At 41.0% G+C, this 18339-nt stretch carries 22 protein-coding genes; 17 read left to right on the forward strand and 5 right to left on the reverse strand.

Going from position 1 to position 18339, the window contains the following annotated elements; genetic code table 11:
* The 10 genes from MKP07_RS00005 to MKP07_RS00050 form a co-directional block, all read left to right on the forward strand.
* A partial coding sequence (locus tag MKP07_RS00005; protein ID WP_240844428.1) for an NADH-quinone oxidoreductase subunit H occupies window positions 1-260 on the forward strand: 260 nt, incomplete at its 5' end.
* 287 nt (window positions 261-547) lie between these two features.
* The gene (locus MKP07_RS00010; protein ID WP_240844429.1) at window positions 548-1039 is read left to right on the forward strand and encodes a NuoI/complex I 23 kDa subunit family protein; all 492 of its coding nucleotides are present in this window, start codon (window positions 548-550) and stop codon (window positions 1037-1039) included.
* A 4-nt stretch (window positions 1040-1043) separates the two neighbouring features.
* Window positions 1044-1544, forward strand: coding sequence for an NADH-quinone oxidoreductase subunit J family protein (locus MKP07_RS00015; protein ID WP_240844430.1), 501 nt, complete (start codon window positions 1044-1046; stop codon window positions 1542-1544).
* 130 nt (window positions 1545-1674) lie between these two features.
* On the forward strand, window positions 1675-1893 hold the full coding sequence (gene nuoK / locus MKP07_RS00020) for an NADH-quinone oxidoreductase subunit NuoK (RefSeq protein ID WP_240850589.1): 219 nt from the start codon (window positions 1675-1677) through the stop codon (window positions 1891-1893).
* A gap of 52 nt (window positions 1894-1945) precedes the next feature.
* Window positions 1946-3190 (forward strand): NADH-quinone oxidoreductase subunit L, encoded by a 1245-nt coding sequence (gene nuoL / locus MKP07_RS00025; protein WP_240844431.1) that lies wholly within the window; start codon window positions 1946-1948, stop codon window positions 3188-3190.
* A gap of 32 nt (window positions 3191-3222) precedes the next feature.
* The gene (locus MKP07_RS00030; RefSeq protein WP_240844432.1) at window positions 3223-3843 is read left to right on the forward strand and encodes a hypothetical protein; all 621 of its coding nucleotides are present in this window, start codon (window positions 3223-3225) and stop codon (window positions 3841-3843) included.
* 197 nt (window positions 3844-4040) lie between these two features.
* Window positions 4041-5402, forward strand: coding sequence for a complex I subunit 4 family protein (locus tag MKP07_RS00035; protein WP_240850590.1), 1362 nt, complete (start codon window positions 4041-4043; stop codon window positions 5400-5402).
* A 10-nt stretch (window positions 5403-5412) separates the two neighbouring features.
* Window positions 5413-6714: an NADH-quinone oxidoreductase subunit N gene (locus MKP07_RS00040; protein WP_240844433.1), complete on the forward strand. Its 1302-nt coding sequence runs from the start codon at window positions 5413-5415 to the stop codon at window positions 6712-6714.
* Window positions 6715-7017: 303 nt separating this feature from the next.
* Window positions 7018-7434 (forward strand): ABC transporter permease, encoded by a 417-nt coding sequence (locus tag MKP07_RS00045; RefSeq protein WP_240844434.1) that lies wholly within the window; start codon window positions 7018-7020, stop codon window positions 7432-7434.
* Window positions 7434-8294: an ABC transporter permease gene (locus MKP07_RS00050; protein ID WP_240844435.1), complete on the forward strand. Its 861-nt coding sequence runs from the start codon at window positions 7434-7436 to the stop codon at window positions 8292-8294. The genes MKP07_RS00045 and MKP07_RS00050 overlap by 1 nt, the downstream gene beginning before the upstream one ends.
* An 11-nt stretch (window positions 8295-8305) precedes the next feature.
* On the opposite strand, the gene MKP07_RS00055 is transcribed toward MKP07_RS00050, so the two are convergent.
* The 3 genes from MKP07_RS00055 to MKP07_RS00065 are packed head-to-tail and all read right to left on the reverse strand — an operon-like array spanning window position 8306 to window position 10060.
* Complete coding sequence (locus MKP07_RS00055; protein ID WP_240844436.1) at window positions 8306-9007, reverse strand: LytR/AlgR family response regulator transcription factor; 702 nt, start codon at window positions 9005-9007, stop codon at window positions 8306-8308.
* Window positions 9008-9017: 10 nt separating this feature from the next.
* Window positions 9018-9590, reverse strand: coding sequence for a sensor histidine kinase (locus tag MKP07_RS00060; RefSeq protein WP_240844437.1), 573 nt, complete (start codon window positions 9588-9590; stop codon window positions 9018-9020).
* A 35-nt stretch (window positions 9591-9625) separates the two neighbouring features.
* Window positions 9626-10060, reverse strand: a complete 435-nt coding sequence (locus MKP07_RS00065; protein WP_240844438.1) for a hypothetical protein — start codon at window positions 10058-10060, stop codon at window positions 9626-9628.
* 37 nt (window positions 10061-10097) lie between these two features.
* Here MKP07_RS00065 and MKP07_RS00070 point away from each other — a divergent pair, with 37 nt between their 5' ends.
* From MKP07_RS00070 to MKP07_RS00100, 7 genes are all read left to right on the forward strand, one after another.
* Complete coding sequence (locus MKP07_RS00070) at window positions 10098-10532, forward strand: hypothetical protein (protein ID WP_240844439.1); 435 nt, start codon at window positions 10098-10100, stop codon at window positions 10530-10532.
* A 130-nt stretch (window positions 10533-10662) separates the two neighbouring features.
* Window positions 10663-11523, forward strand: coding sequence for a TonB-dependent receptor plug domain-containing protein (locus MKP07_RS00075; protein ID WP_317235910.1), 861 nt, complete (start codon window positions 10663-10665; stop codon window positions 11521-11523).
* Entirely contained in the window at window positions 11424-12626 is a 1203-nt protein-coding gene (locus tag MKP07_RS00080) for an outer membrane beta-barrel family protein (protein ID WP_240844441.1), read from the forward strand. The genes MKP07_RS00075 and MKP07_RS00080 overlap by 100 nt, the downstream gene beginning before the upstream one ends.
* A gap of 169 nt (window positions 12627-12795) precedes the next feature.
* Window positions 12796-13176, forward strand: a complete 381-nt coding sequence (locus tag MKP07_RS00085; RefSeq protein WP_240844442.1) for a hypothetical protein — start codon at window positions 12796-12798, stop codon at window positions 13174-13176.
* 44 nt (window positions 13177-13220) lie between these two features.
* Complete coding sequence (locus tag MKP07_RS00090) at window positions 13221-13703, forward strand: acetyl-CoA carboxylase carboxyltransferase subunit beta (RefSeq protein WP_240844443.1); 483 nt, start codon at window positions 13221-13223, stop codon at window positions 13701-13703.
* A 95-nt stretch (window positions 13704-13798) separates the two neighbouring features.
* Window positions 13799-14245, forward strand: a complete 447-nt coding sequence (gene smpB, locus MKP07_RS00095; protein ID WP_114789530.1) for an SsrA-binding protein SmpB — start codon at window positions 13799-13801, stop codon at window positions 14243-14245.
* Between the two features lie 93 nt (window positions 14246-14338).
* The gene (locus MKP07_RS00100; RefSeq protein ID WP_240844444.1) at window positions 14339-15070 is read left to right on the forward strand and encodes a DUF481 domain-containing protein; all 732 of its coding nucleotides are present in this window, start codon (window positions 14339-14341) and stop codon (window positions 15068-15070) included.
* 12 nt (window positions 15071-15082) lie between these two features.
* Here MKP07_RS00100 and MKP07_RS00105 read toward each other — a convergent pair whose 3' ends face one another.
* Together MKP07_RS00105 and MKP07_RS00110 are read right to left on the reverse strand one after the other, a co-directional pair.
* Window positions 15083-15730: an MgtC/SapB family protein gene (locus MKP07_RS00105; protein WP_240844445.1), complete on the reverse strand. Its 648-nt coding sequence runs from the start codon at window positions 15728-15730 to the stop codon at window positions 15083-15085.
* 58 nt (window positions 15731-15788) lie between these two features.
* Window positions 15789-18323: a DNA gyrase/topoisomerase IV subunit A gene (locus MKP07_RS00110; protein WP_240844446.1), complete on the reverse strand. Its 2535-nt coding sequence runs from the start codon at window positions 18321-18323 to the stop codon at window positions 15789-15791.
* Window positions 18324-18339: the final 16 nt, after the last annotated feature.

The raw sequence follows: 18339 nt of genomic DNA on the forward strand, positions 1-18339 counted from the left end.
CCCTGTATTTCGGTGGCTACGATATTCCATTTGTAAATGAAGCTTCATGGGGTATTTCACAAAACCTCCTGGCCTTTATCAGCTTTGCTGTATTAATGATAAAAGCCTGCTTCTTTGTATTTGTGTTCATGTGGATCCGCTGGACCATCCCACGTTTCCGTTTCGACCAGCTGATGCATTTAGGATGGAAAAGATTAGTACCGCTTGCTTTGGTGAATATGCTTATTACAGCGCTGGTGGTATTATGGTTACAAAAATAAGTTGACGGAGGACAGGCATTAGCTGACAGAAAGAGAACAAGGGAAAGCAGGATAATGTATACTGTGTTGTAGCAAAATCTGGCTGGTGACAAAGATTATTGAAAGTTAGTGTAGACAAGATGATAAATATTAGATGATTAGGCTATCAACCGTCATCTAAATACTAACAACTGAATTATATTTGCGAAAATTTAAAATACTTCTCGAAAACTAATGGGTATTCAATATACAAATAGAGCCAAACCGGTAGATCGCAGCCCCATGACCTTTGTGGAGCGCTTATACCTTTGGAATATTTTGAAAGGAATGGGTATTACGTTGAAACACTTTTTTCTAAAAAAGCTACAATTCAATACCCTGAAGAAACCAGACCTTTTAGCAAAGTATTTCGTGGTCTGCATATCCTGAACAGGGATGAAGAGGGGCGTGAAAACTGCACGGCATGCGGGCTTTGCGCCGTTGCTTGCCCTGCCGAAGCCATTACTATGGAAGCGGCAGAAAGACAGGAGGGAGAAGAGCATTTATACCGTGAAGAGAAGTATGCGGCCAAATATGAGATCAATATGCTGCGTTGCATTTTTTGCGGCTATTGCGAAGAAGCTTGTCCTAAAGATGCCATTTATCTTTCTCAAACATTTACCCCATCGAATTACGACCGCAAAGGTTTTATTTATAAAAAAGACGACCTGTTAATTCCGAATCCTGTAACAGAGCCAGAGGCTTACCAAAAGGCATTAGGAACTATTAATAAGGAAAATAAAAAAGCGGAAGCTATTTAAGGGCATGAGCATTACACAAATATTATTCTGGATTCTTACAGTGGCTGCTTTGTTAAGCGCCATCATGGTAGTAAGCAGCAAAAACCCTGTGCACAGTGTACTGTGGCTGGTTGCAACCTTCTTTGCCATATCAGGTCACTATATTTTACTGAATGCCCAGTTCCTGGCAGTGGTAAATATTATTGTTTATGCCGGCGCCATCATGGTTTTATTCCTTTTCGTGATTATGTTGATGAATCTGAATAAAAGCGCAGAGCCCATTAAGAACCGCTGGTTGCAAATTGTTGGAATAGTATCAGGAGGTTGTTTACTATTGGTTTTAGTAGCTGCTTTAAAAAATACAGAAGTTGCTAAAAATATAGCAGAAGTAAATACCGGAGACGCAGGCCTTATCAAAACGCTGGGTAAAGAGTTGTTTACCACTTTTGTTGTGCCATTTGAAATAAGCAGTATCCTGTTCTTAAGCGCAATGGTAGGTGCCGTGGTGATTGGTAAAAAAGATTAAAATCGTACATCGAACATTAAGTTATGCCTATTAATTATTATATCGTTCTTTCATTGGCATTATTCAGCATCGGAATAGTGGGGTACTCACCCGCCGCAATGCTATAATAGTGTTTATGTGCATTGAGCTGATGTTGAACTCAGTGAACCTTTTATTAGTTGCCTTTTCCAAAATGCAGGCCGCCAAGGACGCTGCGGTGACAGTTGCCGGAACAGACGGCCAATTATTTGTATTCTTTATAATGGTGGTAGCAGCAGCTGAAGTAAGTGTGGGATTAGCTATTATCGTTATGATGTATCGCAATATTCACTCGGTGGATATTAATTTTTTAAACAGACTAAAACATTAAGATAGCCTCTTGTTCTCTAAAGAGACGCTGAGGTTAGGCTAAATACTACCAAATGAACATGCAACTACTCTTAATACCATTATTGCCTTTGATCGGATTTTTACTAAATGGCTTATTAAGAAATTATTTGTCGAAAGGAGTGATCGGATTAATTGGTAGCGGTTCCATTTTAGGATCGTTTATTTTGAGCATCCTGGCTTTTATGCAGGTACGTTCAGGAACCATTGTTACGGCCGAATACTTTGAATTCATTAAAATAGCAGGCTTACGTATTCCTTTCGCGTTCCAGGTAGATCAGTTAAGTTCTATTTTCCTTTTAGTGATCACCGGTGTAGGCTTTCTGATCCATGTGTACTCTACCTCTTACATGCATGAAGAGAAGTCTCATCATTTTGCACGATACTTTGCTTATCTCAACCTGTTCGTTTTCTCTATGCTTTTACTGGTAATGGGTTCGAACTTTGTGATTATGTTCATTGGCTGGGAAGGTGTAGGGCTATGCTCTTATTTATTAATCGGTTTCTGGTTTAAAAAAGAAGATTATACCAAAGCAGCTTCCAAAGCATTTATCATGAACCGCATCGGGGATTTAGCTTTCCTGATTGCCTTGTTCATCTTAATCAACAAATTAGGTACTGTTACTTTCAGCGAAATATTTACAACTGAGGCCCTGGCTAAATTATCAGCTTTTGATATAACCATCATCACCACTTTACTTTTTGTGGGTGCTACCGGTAAAAGCGCTCAAATACCTTTGTATACCTGGTTACCCGATGCGATGGCAGGTCCAACTCCTGTATCTGCATTAATACACGCTGCAACGATGGTTACCGCTGGTATCTATATGATCGCCCGCAGCAATTTAATGTACTCCATGGCGCCGGGCACTTTAAACTGCATTGCTATTATTGGTATTGCTACAGCACTGTTAGCGGCAAGTATTGCACTCAAACAAAACGATATTAAAAAAGTACTGGCCTACTCTACTGTAAGTCAGTTAGGATATATGTTCCTGGCACTGGGAACCGGTTCTTATGTAGCTGCCGTTTTCCATGTAATGACACACGCTTTCTTCAAAGCCTTGTTGTTCCTGGGTTCCGGCTCTGTAATACACGCCATGGGCGGAGAACAGGATATGCGTAAAATGGGCGGCCTGTCTAAGTACATGAAAATAACCAATATCACCTTCTTATTAGGTTGTCTGGCTATTGCAGGTATTCCTGGCTTCTCTGGCTTCTTCTCTAAAGATGAAATACTGGCGGGTGCATTTGCCACCTCCCTATCTTATATGCATTAGGACTTTTTGGTGCTTTACTAACGGCATTTTATATGTTCCGTTTATATGCAACAACGTTTAAAGGAAGTTTCCGTGGTACGCATGAGCAGGAACACCATTTACACGAAAGCCCGGCAGCCATTACCATTCCTTTGATCGTGCTGGCCATTCTTTCTGTAATTGGCGGTTATATCGGTATTCCTGAATTTTTGATGCAGGGAGCACATAGCTTAAAAGACTATCTGCATCCGGTATTCGAACAATCTTATGCTATTCTGCCGGCACATCATGTAGCACATAGCACAGAGTGGGCATTAACCGGTGTATCTTCCTTGTTGATCATCATAATGGTAGTATTAGCCTGGAGCCGGTACAGCAAAAAACCTGATATGGAAGAGCCCAAAGGTTTGGGTAAATTATTGCAGGAGAAATGGTATGTGGATGAGATCTACCAATCGATTATCGTTAAACCGTTAAATGCGTTGGGCGCATTTTTCAATAATATTTTTGAGAAGAACATTGTAGATGGAATTGTGAATGGTGTGGGCAGATTAGTCAATTATGGTGGCAGACAATTACGCTGGCTGCAAAGCGGACAAACAGGTGCCTACATATTGATGATGGTGATAAGTGTACTGATTGTTTTTGCCCTACAGTTCTTTTTGAAAAAATAAAGCCTTTCTTTTCCTGTTAAAGGGAAGGTGTCTGGAGATTTGACATTTAATATTTAGAATTTATCATTTTAGCATGATCGCATTGTTGTTGATATTAATCCCATTGCTTAGCGGCATCGTAACTTTTTTTTATTAAAAAGGAAGAAGGTGCAAGAACCTGGTCCTTACTGTCGGCTATAGCAACTTTTATTATTGCCATAATAGGATTTACCTGCTATAGCAATACGGCAGCATTAAGCTTTAAAGCACCCTGGATGGGTATTTTAAACAGTAGCTTTTCGCTTAGTGCTGACGGCATGGGCGCCATGCTGTGCATGCTGACCGGTATATCCTTCCCACTCATATTTGTTTCGACCTGGAACACCCTTTACAAGAAAGCTAATAATTTTTTAGGATTGATGTTATTGGCCCAGGCTGGTTTGATGGGCGTTTTCCTGGCAATGGACGCTTTACTATTCTACTTCTTCTGGGAATTAGCGCTTATCCCCGTTTACTTTATCTGTTCTCAATGGGGTGGTGCAAAACGTATTAAAATTACTTTCAAATTCTTCATTTATACTTTTATTGGTTCGCTTTTGATGTTGGTGGGTATCCTTTATATCTACTCCAAAACCAACTCCTTTGATATAACAGCTTTCTACAATTCCAACCTTCCGCTTAAAGAACAAATGTGGGTATTTTGGCTCTTCTTCCTGGCTTTCGCCATTAAGATGCCGATATTCCCCTTCCATACCTGGCAGCCAGATGCCTACGAACAATCTCCTACAGCAGCTACCATGGTGTTAAGTGGTATCATGGTAAAAATGGGCGTGCTGGGACTACTCCGCTGGTTACTGCCGGTATTGCCATTGGCTTCTTTTAGCTGGGGCGACACGGTTTCTACCATGGCAGTTATCGGTATTGTATATGCTTCGCTTATAGCTTTTCAGCAGGATGATATAAAAAGATTGGTAGCCTATTCTTCCATTGCGCATATTGGTTTAATGTGCGTGGCAGTATTTGCCGAAAATAAAAGTGCTTTGCAGGGTACGATGATACAGATGTTCTCACACGGTATCAACATCCTGGGTATGTGGATCATTGTGGAGATCATTGAAAGAAAATTTGGTACCCGGAAAATGAGCGAGCTGGGAGGCATAGCCAAGAAAGCGCCGGTACTCACCATTTTTTTCTTTGTTATTGCATTCGCCAATATTGCTCTGCCATTAACGAACGCATTTATAGGCGAGTTCCTGATGTTTAACGGTATACTGGGTGTTAACCCGCAGATATCTAAATATGGTATACCGTTGGCAGTTACAGCAGGCCTGGGAATTATCCTGGGAGCGGTTTACACGTTGAAAATGGCCCGCAAAGTATTTTTGGGTGAAACCAATAGTCTTACAGAGAAGGGAACGGATATCGCCTTTCATGAAAAAGCTATTTTAGGAATCATTGCCGTAACGATCATCGTGGCAGGTGTTTATCCGCAGCCGCTGTTACACTCTTTTGAAGATATAACGAATTCTATTTTAAATAAATCAGATGTGCTTCACCTGCTGAAATCGGCGAAGCATTAAGCAATAAAGTATGAACGCATTAGTACTCTCTGCAATTTTTGGCGTTGTTATGATGTTTAGTGGTGTGGTGTTTCAAAAGAACGCAGCCATTAAAACCACAGGCATAGTGGCCATGATATTGCTTTTTTTAGCGAACTGCATGGAAATGCGGGGTATCAAGTTTTTTAAATTTGATGTATCCGGTTTTATGGCTTTTGACAGCTATGCTTTGTTTTTTAACGGCATTGCCATCTTCGCCACCTTGATTTATTTATTGATCACTTCCAATCAAATGGAAAAAGTAGGTAAGAACTTTGCAGACTACCTGGCTCTGATCTTCTTTATCATCGCGGGTATTACTATTACCACCAGCTTCAAGTCCTTGCTCACTTTATTCCTGGGGATTGAAATTATCTCTATACCCCTGTATATCTTAACAGGATCGGATAAAAAGAACCTGAAAAGTAATGAGGCTGCTCTGAAGTACTTCCTGATGGGTTCTTTCTCAACCGGCATTATGCTGATGGGAATTGCGCTCATTTACGGATCCCAGGGTACTTTTACCATCGACAAAATGGACTTTGTATTGTCGGCCAAGTCGAACCTGCACATCGCGGGCATGTTATTTCTATTGTTTGCCATGAGCTTTAAAGCTTCCGTAGCACCTTTCCATTTCTGGACACCGGATGTTTATGACGGAGCGCCGACGGTATTTACCTCCTTTATGGCCACTATTGTAAAAGCAGCCGTATTCATCGGATTTGTTCGTTTATTTGGGGGTGCGTTTGGCAGGCTGGAAGAGACCTGGTCTATTTGGGTAGCCATTATGATAGCTGCAACCTTATTTGTGGGTAACATTACAGCAGTGTTTCAGCAGAGCGTTAAACGAATGCTCTCCTACTCCAGTATTGCCCAGGCCGGCTTTTTATTATTTGGCGTTTACGCCATGAATGATGCTGCACGTGAAGGATTATTGATCTACTCTGCCGCTTATTGTTTAGCAACCATTGGCATTTTTGCAGTATTAAGCAAAATGACGGATTATAGCTTTGAAGGTTTTAACGGCCTGGCCAAGCACCAGCCGGTATTAGCGTTTACTACCACTATTTGTCTTTTATCTTTAGCAGGTATCCCCTTAACCGCAGGTTTCCTGGGTAAGTTCTATATGTTAAAGGCGGCTATTATGACGGGGCATCATCTGTGGCTGGTGATTTTTGCCGTGGTAATGGCAGCAGTAAGCGTTTATTATTATTTCCGTGTGATACAAGCCATGTATTTTAAAGAGGGCCTGTTCAATCTGTTACGGCCAGCAGCTTTGAAAAATATACGCTGATGGCTGTTTGCGTACTGATCATCCTTTTGGGCATCTTCCTGGCACATTTCTAAGCTGGTTGTATTTTTAAGATAAGAGCATTGCTCTGAAAAATAACCGACAGCACGTATTTTGAATACGTGCTGTTTTCATAATAGTCAGGCAACAATGGCCCGAATACAGAAGCTTAGCCAATTGTCGCTATCTGTTCCACAATAGAACTGAGCGTAGCAATTACGACGCTATTTGCTGCACCGCCCACCCAATAATAAATTTGCTGGTATTGCTTTATGCGGTTAGCTTTATATTACCGGTATTACGAACATGAAATTTAGCGACACATTTCTTCTGGCTTTTAGAACCGTTAAAGGAAATACTTTACGTACGGCCCTTACTGTGGCGATTATTGCTTTTGGTATAATGGCCCTGGTAGGCATTATTACCGCCATTAAAGCCATGAACCAGAAATTCACGGAGAGTTTCTCCAGCATGGGCGCTAATGCATTTACGATCCGGTTTAAAGAGCGTAATATACGCTTCGGCGGTGGTGGCGATGATCTGACCGTTTCGCAAAAAGGTAAGAAAGAAAAGAAATCGAACCTTGGACGCAATATCTCAAAAGAGGAAGCCGAATATTTCATCAACAACTATAAATTCCCCGGTGTTGTTAGCGGGTTGTCTGTGTTTGGTAACCGAAGTAACACCGTTTCGTTTGCTGATAAAAAACAAGTCCGAATGTAATGATGTTCGGCGGCGATGAGAAATACCTGGAATTGAACGGGTATACCTTGCTTAATGGCCGGAACCTGACCCTGCAGGAAGTTAGAAATGCACAGAACGTATGTATATTAGGATACGATGTAGCTCAAAAGTTTTTTGCCGAAGCGGCAGATAAAGCTGTAGGTAAAACAGTGCGTATCAATAACCTTCCTTACCTGGTTCTAGGTGTGCTGGACAGCCGCGGTTCTACCTTTGGTTTTAGCAGGGACAATATGGCCATTATAGGCTACCGCAACCTGGCCAAAAATTTTGCCGGCAATAACGCTTCATACGTGCTCGCGATAAAAGTGGATGATATTAATAAAATGAATGAAGCCATGGGCGAAGCCGAAGCGCTGTTCAGAGGTGTGAGGAAGACCATGATCACCGAGGAAAGTAATTTTGTAATGGACAAAAGCGATAGCATGGTAGAAAGGGCAATGAACAGTCTGGGCTTTTTGACGATATCCGCAACGGTAATAGGGTTGATTACGCTTATAGGCGCCGCAATAGGATTAATGAATATTATGCTGGTAAGTGTGGCCGAGCGCACTAAAGAAGTGGGATTAATAAAGGCTATTGGCGGCAAAAGTAATGTGGTAAAAAAGCAATTTCTGCTGGAAGCAGTCATTATAAGCGTTCTGGGCGCCCTTTTTGGCATTATCCTGGGCATCCTGGTTGGCAATAGTTTTGCTATAATATTGGGAACCGGATTTGTGGTACCCTGGGGCTGGGTATTGTATGGTATTTTAATTTGTAGCGGCGTTGGCCTGCTGGCAGGTTTGTACCCGGCCATAAAAGCCGGAAGGCTCAACCCTATTGAAGCGCTTCGGTATGAATAACCGGTTTGTGCTCAGCAATTTTTAAGTATGTTGAAAACAAAATCACGATAGCTTGCCCCAACGGGCAGCTCTGTTGTATCCACACTAACCGAGTAATTGTTAAACGCTGTGATTGCTTTTATGTTTACGATATAAGACCGGTGTATCCGTAAAAAAATGTTACCGTCTAGCTCTTTTTCAATGTCACTTATCTTATACTTTGCACTTATGAGCCCTCCATCTTTGGTATGTATTACAATCTGGTCGCGAAAGCTTTCTATATAACGTATGTCTTCTGCTGATAAACGAAGATATTTTCCGCCTGACTTTATATTCACAATAGTAATAGAAGGAGCCATGGCCGCTTTATCAACGGGTAAGGTCCGGTACAAACGAAGGTACTTTTCAACTGCTTTAAAAAACCTGTCAAAAGTGATAGGCTTTAATAGGTAGTCTACAATATCGAGCTCATATCCCTCCATGGCATGCGCTCTGAACGCTGTAGTTATAATTACAGGAGGCACTACTTTGGTCATGCGCAACAGGTCAAGCCCGGTCATTTTAGGCATCCTGATATCAAGGAAAAGCAGGTCCACCTTTACTTCCCGTAATATTTCGGCAGCCCTTATAGCATTATTACAGGTGCCCACTATTTCAAATCCCTCCAGGTTGGACAAATGGTTTTCGAGCAACTGAATAGCCAAAGGCTCATCGTCTACCAGCAGACACTTCACTTTCATAAAATCAAATAATGTCAATTTCAAGTTGTGCAACAAATATACCTTCTTGCTTTACCGTCTGAAAATTATAATTCTGTTGATAGATTAGAGACAATTGTTGACGTATATTTTTAAGTCCAATTCCGTTTTCATTATCACCGTGTTCATGAGCAGCATAAGTATTAACCACCAGAAATTTTAGTTGTTGCTGTTGCCGGCTCAACTTAATCTTTACAAACTGTTGGTTTTGACTATTAACGCCAACGTGTTTAAATGCATTTTCCACAAGCGAAGGCAAAATAAGAGGTGCGACCGCACCGGTTGTAATATCGTCTGCAACCAGCTTTACATCCAGCTCCTCTCCGTAACGTAGCTCTTCAAGAGACACATAATTCCTGATAAAGTTTATTTCCTGCTGCAGCGGAACAAAACGATCATGACTTCGGTACAGCACATGGTCGAGCATCGCCGACAAACCGGCAATAGCTTCTGATGTACTTGGAGAATTAGTGATAGAAAGCGAATAGATATTATTTAAAGTATTGAATAAAAAATGAGGATTTAACTGCGACTTGAGTGCTGCCAGCTCAATTTCCACCTTCTGCTTTTCCAGCCCTAGGGCACGTTCCCTTATCAGATACTGATCTTTAAACAGCTTGAAAAAATAAAAATGATGGCTATGGAAAAGGTTTGGATAAAATAAATAACCAGCCTATCCAGGTCAGTCATTATCTCAATAATAGATTCCTGGCCAAAGGGTCCTGTTCTTACAATAGGTTCAACCAGGTAGATAACTGTAATCCTGGAAATAACTGCTATAACATATAAGCCTACAATAAGCTCCGGAATTATAAGCAGGTAGTTACGACTTATAAATATACGCGGGAGTATCCTGTAAGAAACAAAATAAGCCTGTAGCATAGCAAAAAGTATCTGGAAGGCATTGGTAATAATTTCGTGAAACAAAGGATCCTTCTCCTCCTGGTAAATACCCAGTTGGGCAGTTCTGATCAGGTAGGCTAAAAGCCAGAACAACAGGTGCTGCCCTACAGAACGGCTGTGTAACACTTTATTGAAAAATTGCATCCTCAAAAATAAACCGCCTGTGGGTGAAAAAAGTTATTTGCCTACAAAGACGGCAAAATCACCTACGAACCCGGTTGAATCCATGACGAATAGCTATCCGGCTATTTTCCTTTTATTGATATGCCAAAGACATCTCTTTAGCTACCACCCCAATCTCCTATCGGCTAAAGCTATCAATTTAGCCGAAATATTCTATATGATCAAACTTTACAGTTTAGCGTTGCTATTAATTATAACCGGGCTATTCTTTGATGGCGCAGCCCAAACAATAAAGGTTTCTGTGTCGCTGATTGACGTGAATGGCATTGCTATCGGAAAAGCCACTATTCGTCTGAAATCGGCAACCGATAGTGTCATTTACGATGGTCAGTCTCATAAAGATGGGAAAAACATTTTCAATATTCCAGGGGAGTTTACCAACTCTCTTTTACACATGTATCGTATCAGCCATTAGTTATAAAACCCTTATCGATTGTAAAAGATACGTCTGTTGAAGTGGTACTATTTTCTTCAGCAAATACTACCCTGTCTAATGTCACCATAACTGCAACAAAACCTCCGGTGGAATATCATCTGGACAAAAAATATATAATGTAGACAAGGATATGCTGTCTAAAGGCGGTTCGGGATCTGATGTACTCAACAATATACCTTCGGTAAATGTAGACCCCACGGGTGTTATAAGTTACAGGGGCAATACAGCTGTGCGCATTTTAGTAAATGGTAAGCCTTCGCAGCTAACTGCCAATAATGGCATTGGACAAATACCGGCTTCCAACATTGAGAAAGTAGAGCTAATCAGCAATCCTTCGGCCCAATATGAGGCAACAGGCGGAGCAGGAATCATCAACATTGTGCTCAGGAAAAATAAGGCTTCCGGCTTTAACGGCAGTTTGCAAACCAGTATGGGCTATCCTGCCCATTATGGCATGAATGCCAACCTAAGCTATAAAACCAGCAGGTATAATTTGTTCTCTAACATTGGGTACAACTATCGCAATATTTATTTTAAACGGACCCGTTACCAGGAATTTAATAAGCAGGAAAGTTTTGCGAAACTGAATAACGAAGCTTTAGAGGGCAATAATGAGCGCAACCTCCTATTTTACGTTGGCGGAGACATTTACTTTAATGAAAACAATACTCTGACAGGCAGTTTTTATTACGATAAGCTGCAAAATGAGGATACCACCTTGTTTCTATTCGATTATTTTAATAGTAATCATATCAGGGACAGTAGCCTGTATCGGTTCGAAAAATACAGCGAACCACAACACTTTAACGAGTTAGAATTGAACTATGTGAAAACCTTCAAAAAGAAGGCGCCAGGTGGACCACTAATTTGTTGTACGATTTCTGGAACGATGACGAGAACCAGGTTATATCTGAACGAAAAACTTACCCCTTATCCGAACAGCAAGGCGAGCTTGTTACAAGGGACATAGAGAGTAGCAAAGATATTTATGTGCAAAGCAACCTGGTGCTGCCCATTTCAAAAGGCAAAAAGCTGGAGGCAGGCGTACGTGCCGACCTGAGGGCTTTACGCAGCGACTACCGGTCTGCTTTAGACAGTAAACTACTTGATCAATATACCAACAAACTTTACTATAACGAAAACATTTACAGCGCTTATATACAATTGGGTGACCAGCAAGGCAAATTCAGCTACCTGCTAGGCCTAAGGTCTGAATTAACTGATATCAGGATTTTCGATCGAAAGGAAACATTTGACAACCGAAAAAACTATCTCAATCCTTTTCCTACATTACATATAGGATATCTGATAGATTCTAATGTAAGTGTTCAATTAAGCTATAGCCGGCGTATTAACAGGCCCCAGTTTTCGCAACTTAATACATTCGGAGGCCTGTCTGATACCCGAAACCTGACAATCGGCAATCCTGATCTTGATCCCATGTATGCCGATTCCTATGAAATAGGTATTTTATCAAAAACCGGTAAATGGACGCTCAGTCCAACGCTTTACTACAAACATAGCACTCAAAATATAGAGTATGCCTTAAAAGAAACGCAGCCGGGATACCTTATACGTATGCCCTTCAATCTGGATAATGAAGACAGGATGGGTATAGAATTGGCTGTACAATATATTCCATTTAAATGGTGGCGTTTGATGCTGGACGCTAATTATTTCGGGTTCCGCCAGAAGGGCGATTTTGAGAATAAGATCTATAGGGCTTCGGGGCAAACCTGGCTAACCCGGCTAACATCCAAGGTAAATATTACCAAAGTTGCTGCAGTAGACCTTGGACTGGACTACCAGAGCGGCGTAAAGGGAATACAAACATACACAAAGCCGGTATTTAGTGGTAAATTGGGGGCTGGACGCGATTTCCGTGGTGATAAATTTTCTCTGAATTTAACTGTTACTAATTTATTCAATTCGAAGGTACGTACGCAAATAACCCAAACTGATACATATTATGTGCAAAACCGGCAATATTGGCCGCAAAGGCAGATTATAGCTACGCTTACTTATCGTTTTAATCGCAAGAAAGGAGAGGGCGACCGTTTACCAGGATCGTAAAATGATGAAAATCCGTTTTATAGTAATAATTAAGTAGTGCTTTTTGCCCCCGAAACTGGTCTTTTATTTGTTACAAAAACCAGCCCGGTGATGCAAATAAATGCTTGTAGGGGCGATTGAAAAATTTTATGTACGTTTGTACCTTATCTAAAAATATATTTATCTACTTATGGCTGAGGAGATAGAAGATTTTGATGCCGATCTGGCGGGTGAACAAGGTAAAGACCAGAAAACAGGCTGGTTTCGCAGGATTAAGAAAGGCATTTTAACAAAGACATCGGAGAAGAAGGAAACACAGGAAGGTTTGTGGACCAAATGCCCTGAGTGTAACTATATTTCTACTTTCGCTGAGCTGAAAGAGCAGCTATATGTATGCCCTAAATGCGATTATCACCATCGCCTGAACAGCTATCAATACTACGAGGTATTGTTTGACAACAACGAATACGAAGAACTTTTTACCAATATCAAAAGTAAAGACCTGTTAGGATTTACCGATCTGAAGCCTTATAAAAAAGGCTGGAAGACATCTGGTCTAATAGCAGCCTGAATGACTCTATACGGGTAGCCGTTGGAAATGTAGATGGTGAAAGGATGGTGATTGCCTGTATGGACTTTGAATTCATTGGTGGATCGCTGGGGAGTGTGATGGGTGAAAAATTTGCCCGGGCAGTAGACTACTGTATCAAACACAAACTGCCCTACATGGTCATTAATAAAAGCGGAGGTGCCCGTATGATGGAGAGTGCGTTCTCACTCATGCAAATGGCTAAAACAAGCGGAAAATTATCTCAATTAAGCGACGCTCAATTGCCTTATATTTCTTTGTTAACCGACCCTACCTTCGGTGGTGTATCAGCCTCTTTTGCCATGTTAGGCGACCTTAACATAGCAGAACCCGGAGCCCTCATTGGCTTTGCTGGCCCACGGGTTATTAAAGAAACAATAAAGAAAGACCTGCCGGAAGGATTTCAGCGAAGCGAATTTCTGCTAGAGCATGGCTTTCTTGACTTTATTATTAACCGTAAAGCTTTAAAAGAAAAGATCGGAACCGTTATCCGGCTTTTCAGAAACTAAAATAAGGTTAACAGGTTGATATGTTTACAGGTTAATAAGGATTTCCTCATTTCAACTTTTAAACATATAAACCTTTAAACTCTTAAACCGTTCCCTTGGCTTCACCCATTTCCATAAAGAACCGTTCTGCATTTCATGAGTATTTTATTGATGATACTTATGTAGCAGGAATGGTATTGCTCGGCACAGAGGTAAAATCCCTGCGGGAAGGCAGAGCCAGCTTTAATGATAGCTATTGTATTATTCACAAGGGCGAAATATGGATCAAGAGCCTGCACATCTCCCCTTACTCGCATGGCACGGTAAATAACCATGATGCAGACAGGGACAAGAAGCTCCTGCTTCAAAAAAGGGAGATCAGGAAGATTCAGGCCAAATTAAAAGAAAAGGGCTACACGCTCGTACCGCTTAAAATATTCATGAACGACCGCAATTTTATTAAAATAGAGTTGGGGTTAGGTAAAGGTAAAAAGCTGTACGATAAGAGAGAGAGCATCAAACAGAAAGATGTGGAGCGTGAAATGAAGCGCTTCTTAAAATAGTATTTCCTACCTTAGCCGCATTGGCAACAGTACAGTTGTTTTCATTTTTCATAAGTCCCGGTATATCCTGCCGGATCCCCCTTCAACATGTACATGAAAAAAGTTTACTTTCTTATCCTCCTTCTCACCTTTCAGCTCCAGCTTGAGGCGCAATTTACAGATAGCACTACCAAATTTGTAAAACTCGCTTCCGGCGGTACTTTCAACAAAACAAAAGACGGCTCCAATTATCTTTTTAATAATAATGCCCAGTTCAATGTACGCAAGAAGCGTACAGTACTTAATTCCACAGCCTCCTGGATCTACGGGATGAACCCTGAAAAATTAACCAATAACGATTTTACGGCTTCCAGTAATGTGAACCTGTACCGGCATTTTACCGATTTCTATTATTGGGGATTGATCAATTATACCACTAGCTATTCCCTGAACATTAAGGCACAGGGGCAGGCAGGGATTGGTATTGCCTATAATTTCCTTAACAAACCCAACATCTGGCTCAATGTAAGTAACGGAATGATTGGTGAAACCAGCCGCATTATACAGGGTGACACAACAGTTATCAATTACCAGACTATACGAAATTCTTTAAGGGTTCAGTTTCTGTTCAAAATGGGCGACCGCTTTACGTTACGCACAGGAAACTTCTTTCAGCCTTCGCTGGAATATATCAGCGATCATATTATATCCAGCGATACGGAATTTACTTACCAGCTTTGGAAGGGCTTAAATCTCCATACAAGGTTGTTGTATAATAAGATCAGCAGAACCGAAAAAGAGAACCTGATATTTACCTATGGCTTCGGATATCAGAAATATTTTTAGGGAGAGAAACGCTTACATTTCGAACTCAAGGATATAGGCCTCGTTAAGTAAGAAATCTTCCAACATTTTCATCTTTCGGCTTTTTACTGTGATGTCAAAATAAATACAAAGCTGGTCTCCCTTTGCAGATAGTTTCTTTTCTTCAATTTTCACCAGCATTGTTCTCATTTGAGCGATCAGCTCTTTACGATTCTCCGCATTTGATTTATGAAGAGAAATCATCAGCATACGGCTTATTTTATAACTAGGAAAAAACCTGTTGACAGTACTTCCGAAATAGATAAATAAGAGCGATACCCCCAGGAAAATTAATGCCAGGTATACTTCTCCAAAACCGATCGCCATACCCACTGCACTGGCCATCCATATTACACTTGCAGTGGTAAGTCCGCTTACATTTACACCATCTTTGAAAATGACACCGGCTCCTAAAAAGCCGATGCCACTAACTATATAAGATGCAATACGGGTAGCCTCGCTGTTAGGCTGCCCCACATTGTAAGAAATAATTGCAAACAAAGCAGAGCCCAGTGTAATGAGCGTAATAGTTTTAAGCCCGGCAGCTTTATCCTTCATTTCCCGCTCCAGTCCAAGCACAATACCTGCCGCAAGCGCTATCAGGGCCTTATACAAGTCATTAATATCCCAAAACTCAAACATTTTGTAACAAGATTTCCGTTAAGATACCGCTTATAGTTTATTCAAAAAACAATACCTGCTAATCTCCAAAAAGTTCCTGCTGGGGCGACTCATTCTCTTTCGTTTCAAGCCACTCCATAGATACACTCTTGTTGTAGTCTGTCAGTTTAGCACCAATAGCCTTCCAGCCCATTACATCGGTTACCTTGGCCAGTTTAAACTTAGCCTGGCGCACCTGTTCACCACGACCGCTTTGAACCTGCAATACCGGCTCTGCAGCAGTTGTTACACATTCCAGGTAATTGCCATCACCCTCCTTAATAAATAAAAACTTATTTTTTAAAGTTGTCGTTTCTATTTTAAAACGTTTTACATTAAACTGTAGTTGCTTCATATCCGCATAAACAGCCGTAATAATGCTTTCAGGGTTATAACGCTCAATGAGCAATACTTTTTCAGGATCAAATTTCTGCGTCATTTCCTGGTCTGTCAGCTCATAATGCCCGTCGGTGTAAATTACCAGCAACTGATCCGCAGGCTCAAACATGCCCAGGTACAACCCTTTATCGTCGGTATTCAACCGGCCAAACTTATCATCAAACCAGAGCTTTTTGCCGCTCAGGGTAGCCCTGCCGGCTTCTTTAAACTTAACAGATTTAATAGCATACTTGGAAACCTGGTTACCAATACTACTGCGCCCTTTAATAGCCAGCTCTTCAAAATAAAAATCCAGCTCCTTTACACGCGCTGTACTGTTGGGACTTAAAATAATTTTTACAATCTCCGTTTCTCCATTAGGATTTACTGTAAAATAATGAACCTTGCTTTTTTCATCTCCCTTGGTTAAATCATACACTTTATCCCTGGTAATACCTGTTACATTAAACCTCTTCGCAAAACTCACGCCGGTCTTACCATCTACATAGATCATATTATAAGTAGTGCGCTCGTCATTCTTCTGGAACACAGCTACATGAATAATGTCTTTACCGACAAAGGTTTTATCTGCTATTTTGATCACCTTCATGATACCCCGTTTGGTAAATACAATGATATCATCTAGATCAGAGCATTCAAATAGTAATTCATCTTTCTTCAAGCCTGTTCCAATAAACCCACCAGACCTATCTACATACAGCTTGGTATTAGCGATCACCACATGTTTGGCTTCTATAATTTCAAATTGCTTGATCTCCGTTTTTCTTTCACGTCCTTTGCCAAATTTCTTTAAAAGATTTTCAAAGTAAGCTACAGCATAGTCCACCAGATTATCAAGATCATATTGAGTCTGCTTAATATCGGCCTCCAGGCCTTTGATCTGGTTGATTAAATCATCGATATCTGTTTTATGGATGCGCCGAACAGGTTTATCAGTAAGCTTTAATACATCTTCCCGTGTCACATCTCGTTTTAGCTTTTTCCGGTAAGGAACAAATGCCTTTTCAATATTTTCAATTACCTTCTCCCAACTCGCCTTCCTGTCTTCCAGCTCCTGGTAAATTTTTTCTTCAAAGAAAATTTTCTCCAGAGAGGTATAGTGCCATTTATCGTTCAACTCTCCCAGCTTAATTTCCAGCTCTTTTTGCAGGAGATTCTTGGTATTATCCGCTGAAAATTTCAGCAATTCCTGTACAGACAAGAACACAGGTTTCGGGATATCATCTTCTTTTACAATAACACAGGCATTCGGCGAAATAGATATTTCACAGTTCGTAAACTTATATAACGCATCAATAGTTATATCCGGTGAAATACCGGCAGCCAGGTCTACCTGTACTTCAACATTAGCCGCCGTATTATCTGTAACTTTTTTGATCTTGATCTTACCCTGGTCATTGGCTTTCACAATCGATTCAATCAACTGATCGGTGGTAACACCATAGGGAACACTTTTGATTAAAAGCGTTTTTTTATCTGACTCTTCTATATGCGCACGCACTTTTACCTTTCCACCTCTCTTACCCTGGTTATAATCGGCAACATCAATCATACCGCCGGTCTGAAAATCGGGAAACAGCTCGAACTTTTTCCCCTTAAGGAACTTAATTGATGCGTCGATTAACTCGCAAAAATTATGAGGAAGTATCTTAGTTGAAAGTCCTACGGCAATACCTTCTGCGCCTTGTGCGAGCAGCAAAGGAAACTTCATCGGCAAAGTAACAGGCTCGTTATTTCGTCCATCGTAGCTTAACTGCCATTCGGTGGTTTTAGCGTTGAAGGCTACCTCCAGGGCAAACTTACTCAGGCGCGCTTCAATATACCTGGAAGCTGCTGCATCATCTCCTGTTTCGATATTACCCCAGTTACCCTGCGTATCAATCATCAGCTCCTTCTGCCCCATATTTACCAGCGCATCGCGAATACTCATATCGCCATGAGGGTGATAGGACATGGTCTGACCTACAATATTCGCCACTTTATGCAAACGGCCATCATCCATCTGCTTCATAGAATGCAGGATACGACGCTGTACCGGCTTTAAACCATCTTCTATAGCAGGCACCGCGCGCTCCAGTATTACGTACGAAGCATAATCTAAAAACCAGGTCTTAAACTGTCCCTGAATACCACTACTATCACTATGCTCGATATTATCTACAATTTCTTCTTTCATATTACTCGTCAAAAAC

This window comes from Paraniabella hibiscisoli (genome assembly GCF_022512515.1).
Lineage (GTDB): Bacteria > Bacteroidota > Bacteroidia > Chitinophagales > Chitinophagaceae > Niabella > Niabella hibiscisoli.

Bases quoted from the DNA above. Each gene is read 5' to 3' on its own strand.
- MKP07_RS00015 (WP_240844430.1), top strand. From the start codon at position 1,044: ATGAGCATTACACAAATATTATTCTGGATTCTTACAGTGGCTGCTTTG.
- nuoK (WP_240850589.1), top strand. From the start codon at position 1,675: ATGTTGAACTCAGTGAACCTTTTATTAGTTGCCTTTTCCAAAATGCAG.
- nuoL (WP_240844431.1), top strand. From the start codon at position 1,946: ATGAACATGCAACTACTCTTAATACCATTATTGCCTTTGATCGGATTT.
- MKP07_RS00030 (WP_240844432.1), top strand. From the start codon at position 3,223: ATGTTCCGTTTATATGCAACAACGTTTAAAGGAAGTTTCCGTGGTACG.
- MKP07_RS00040 (WP_240844433.1), top strand. From the start codon at position 5,413: ATGAACGCATTAGTACTCTCTGCAATTTTTGGCGTTGTTATGATGTTT.
- MKP07_RS00045 (WP_240844434.1), top strand. From the start codon at position 7,018: ATGAAATTTAGCGACACATTTCTTCTGGCTTTTAGAACCGTTAAAGGA.
- MKP07_RS00050 (WP_240844435.1), top strand. From the start codon at position 7,434: ATGATGTTCGGCGGCGATGAGAAATACCTGGAATTGAACGGGTATACC.
- MKP07_RS00085 (WP_240844442.1), top strand. From the start codon at position 12,796: ATGGCTGAGGAGATAGAAGATTTTGATGCCGATCTGGCGGGTGAACAA.
- MKP07_RS00090 (WP_240844443.1), top strand. From the start codon at position 13,221: ATGGTGATTGCCTGTATGGACTTTGAATTCATTGGTGGATCGCTGGGG.
- MKP07_RS00100 (WP_240844444.1), top strand. From the start codon at position 14,339: ATGAAAAAAGTTTACTTTCTTATCCTCCTTCTCACCTTTCAGCTCCAG.
- MKP07_RS00105 (WP_240844445.1), bottom strand. From the start codon at position 15,730: ATGTTTGAGTTTTGGGATATTAATGACTTGTATAAGGCCCTGATAGCG.
- MKP07_RS00110 (WP_240844446.1), bottom strand. From the start codon at position 18,323: ATGAAAGAAGAAATTGTAGATAATATCGAGCATAGTGATAGTAGTGGT.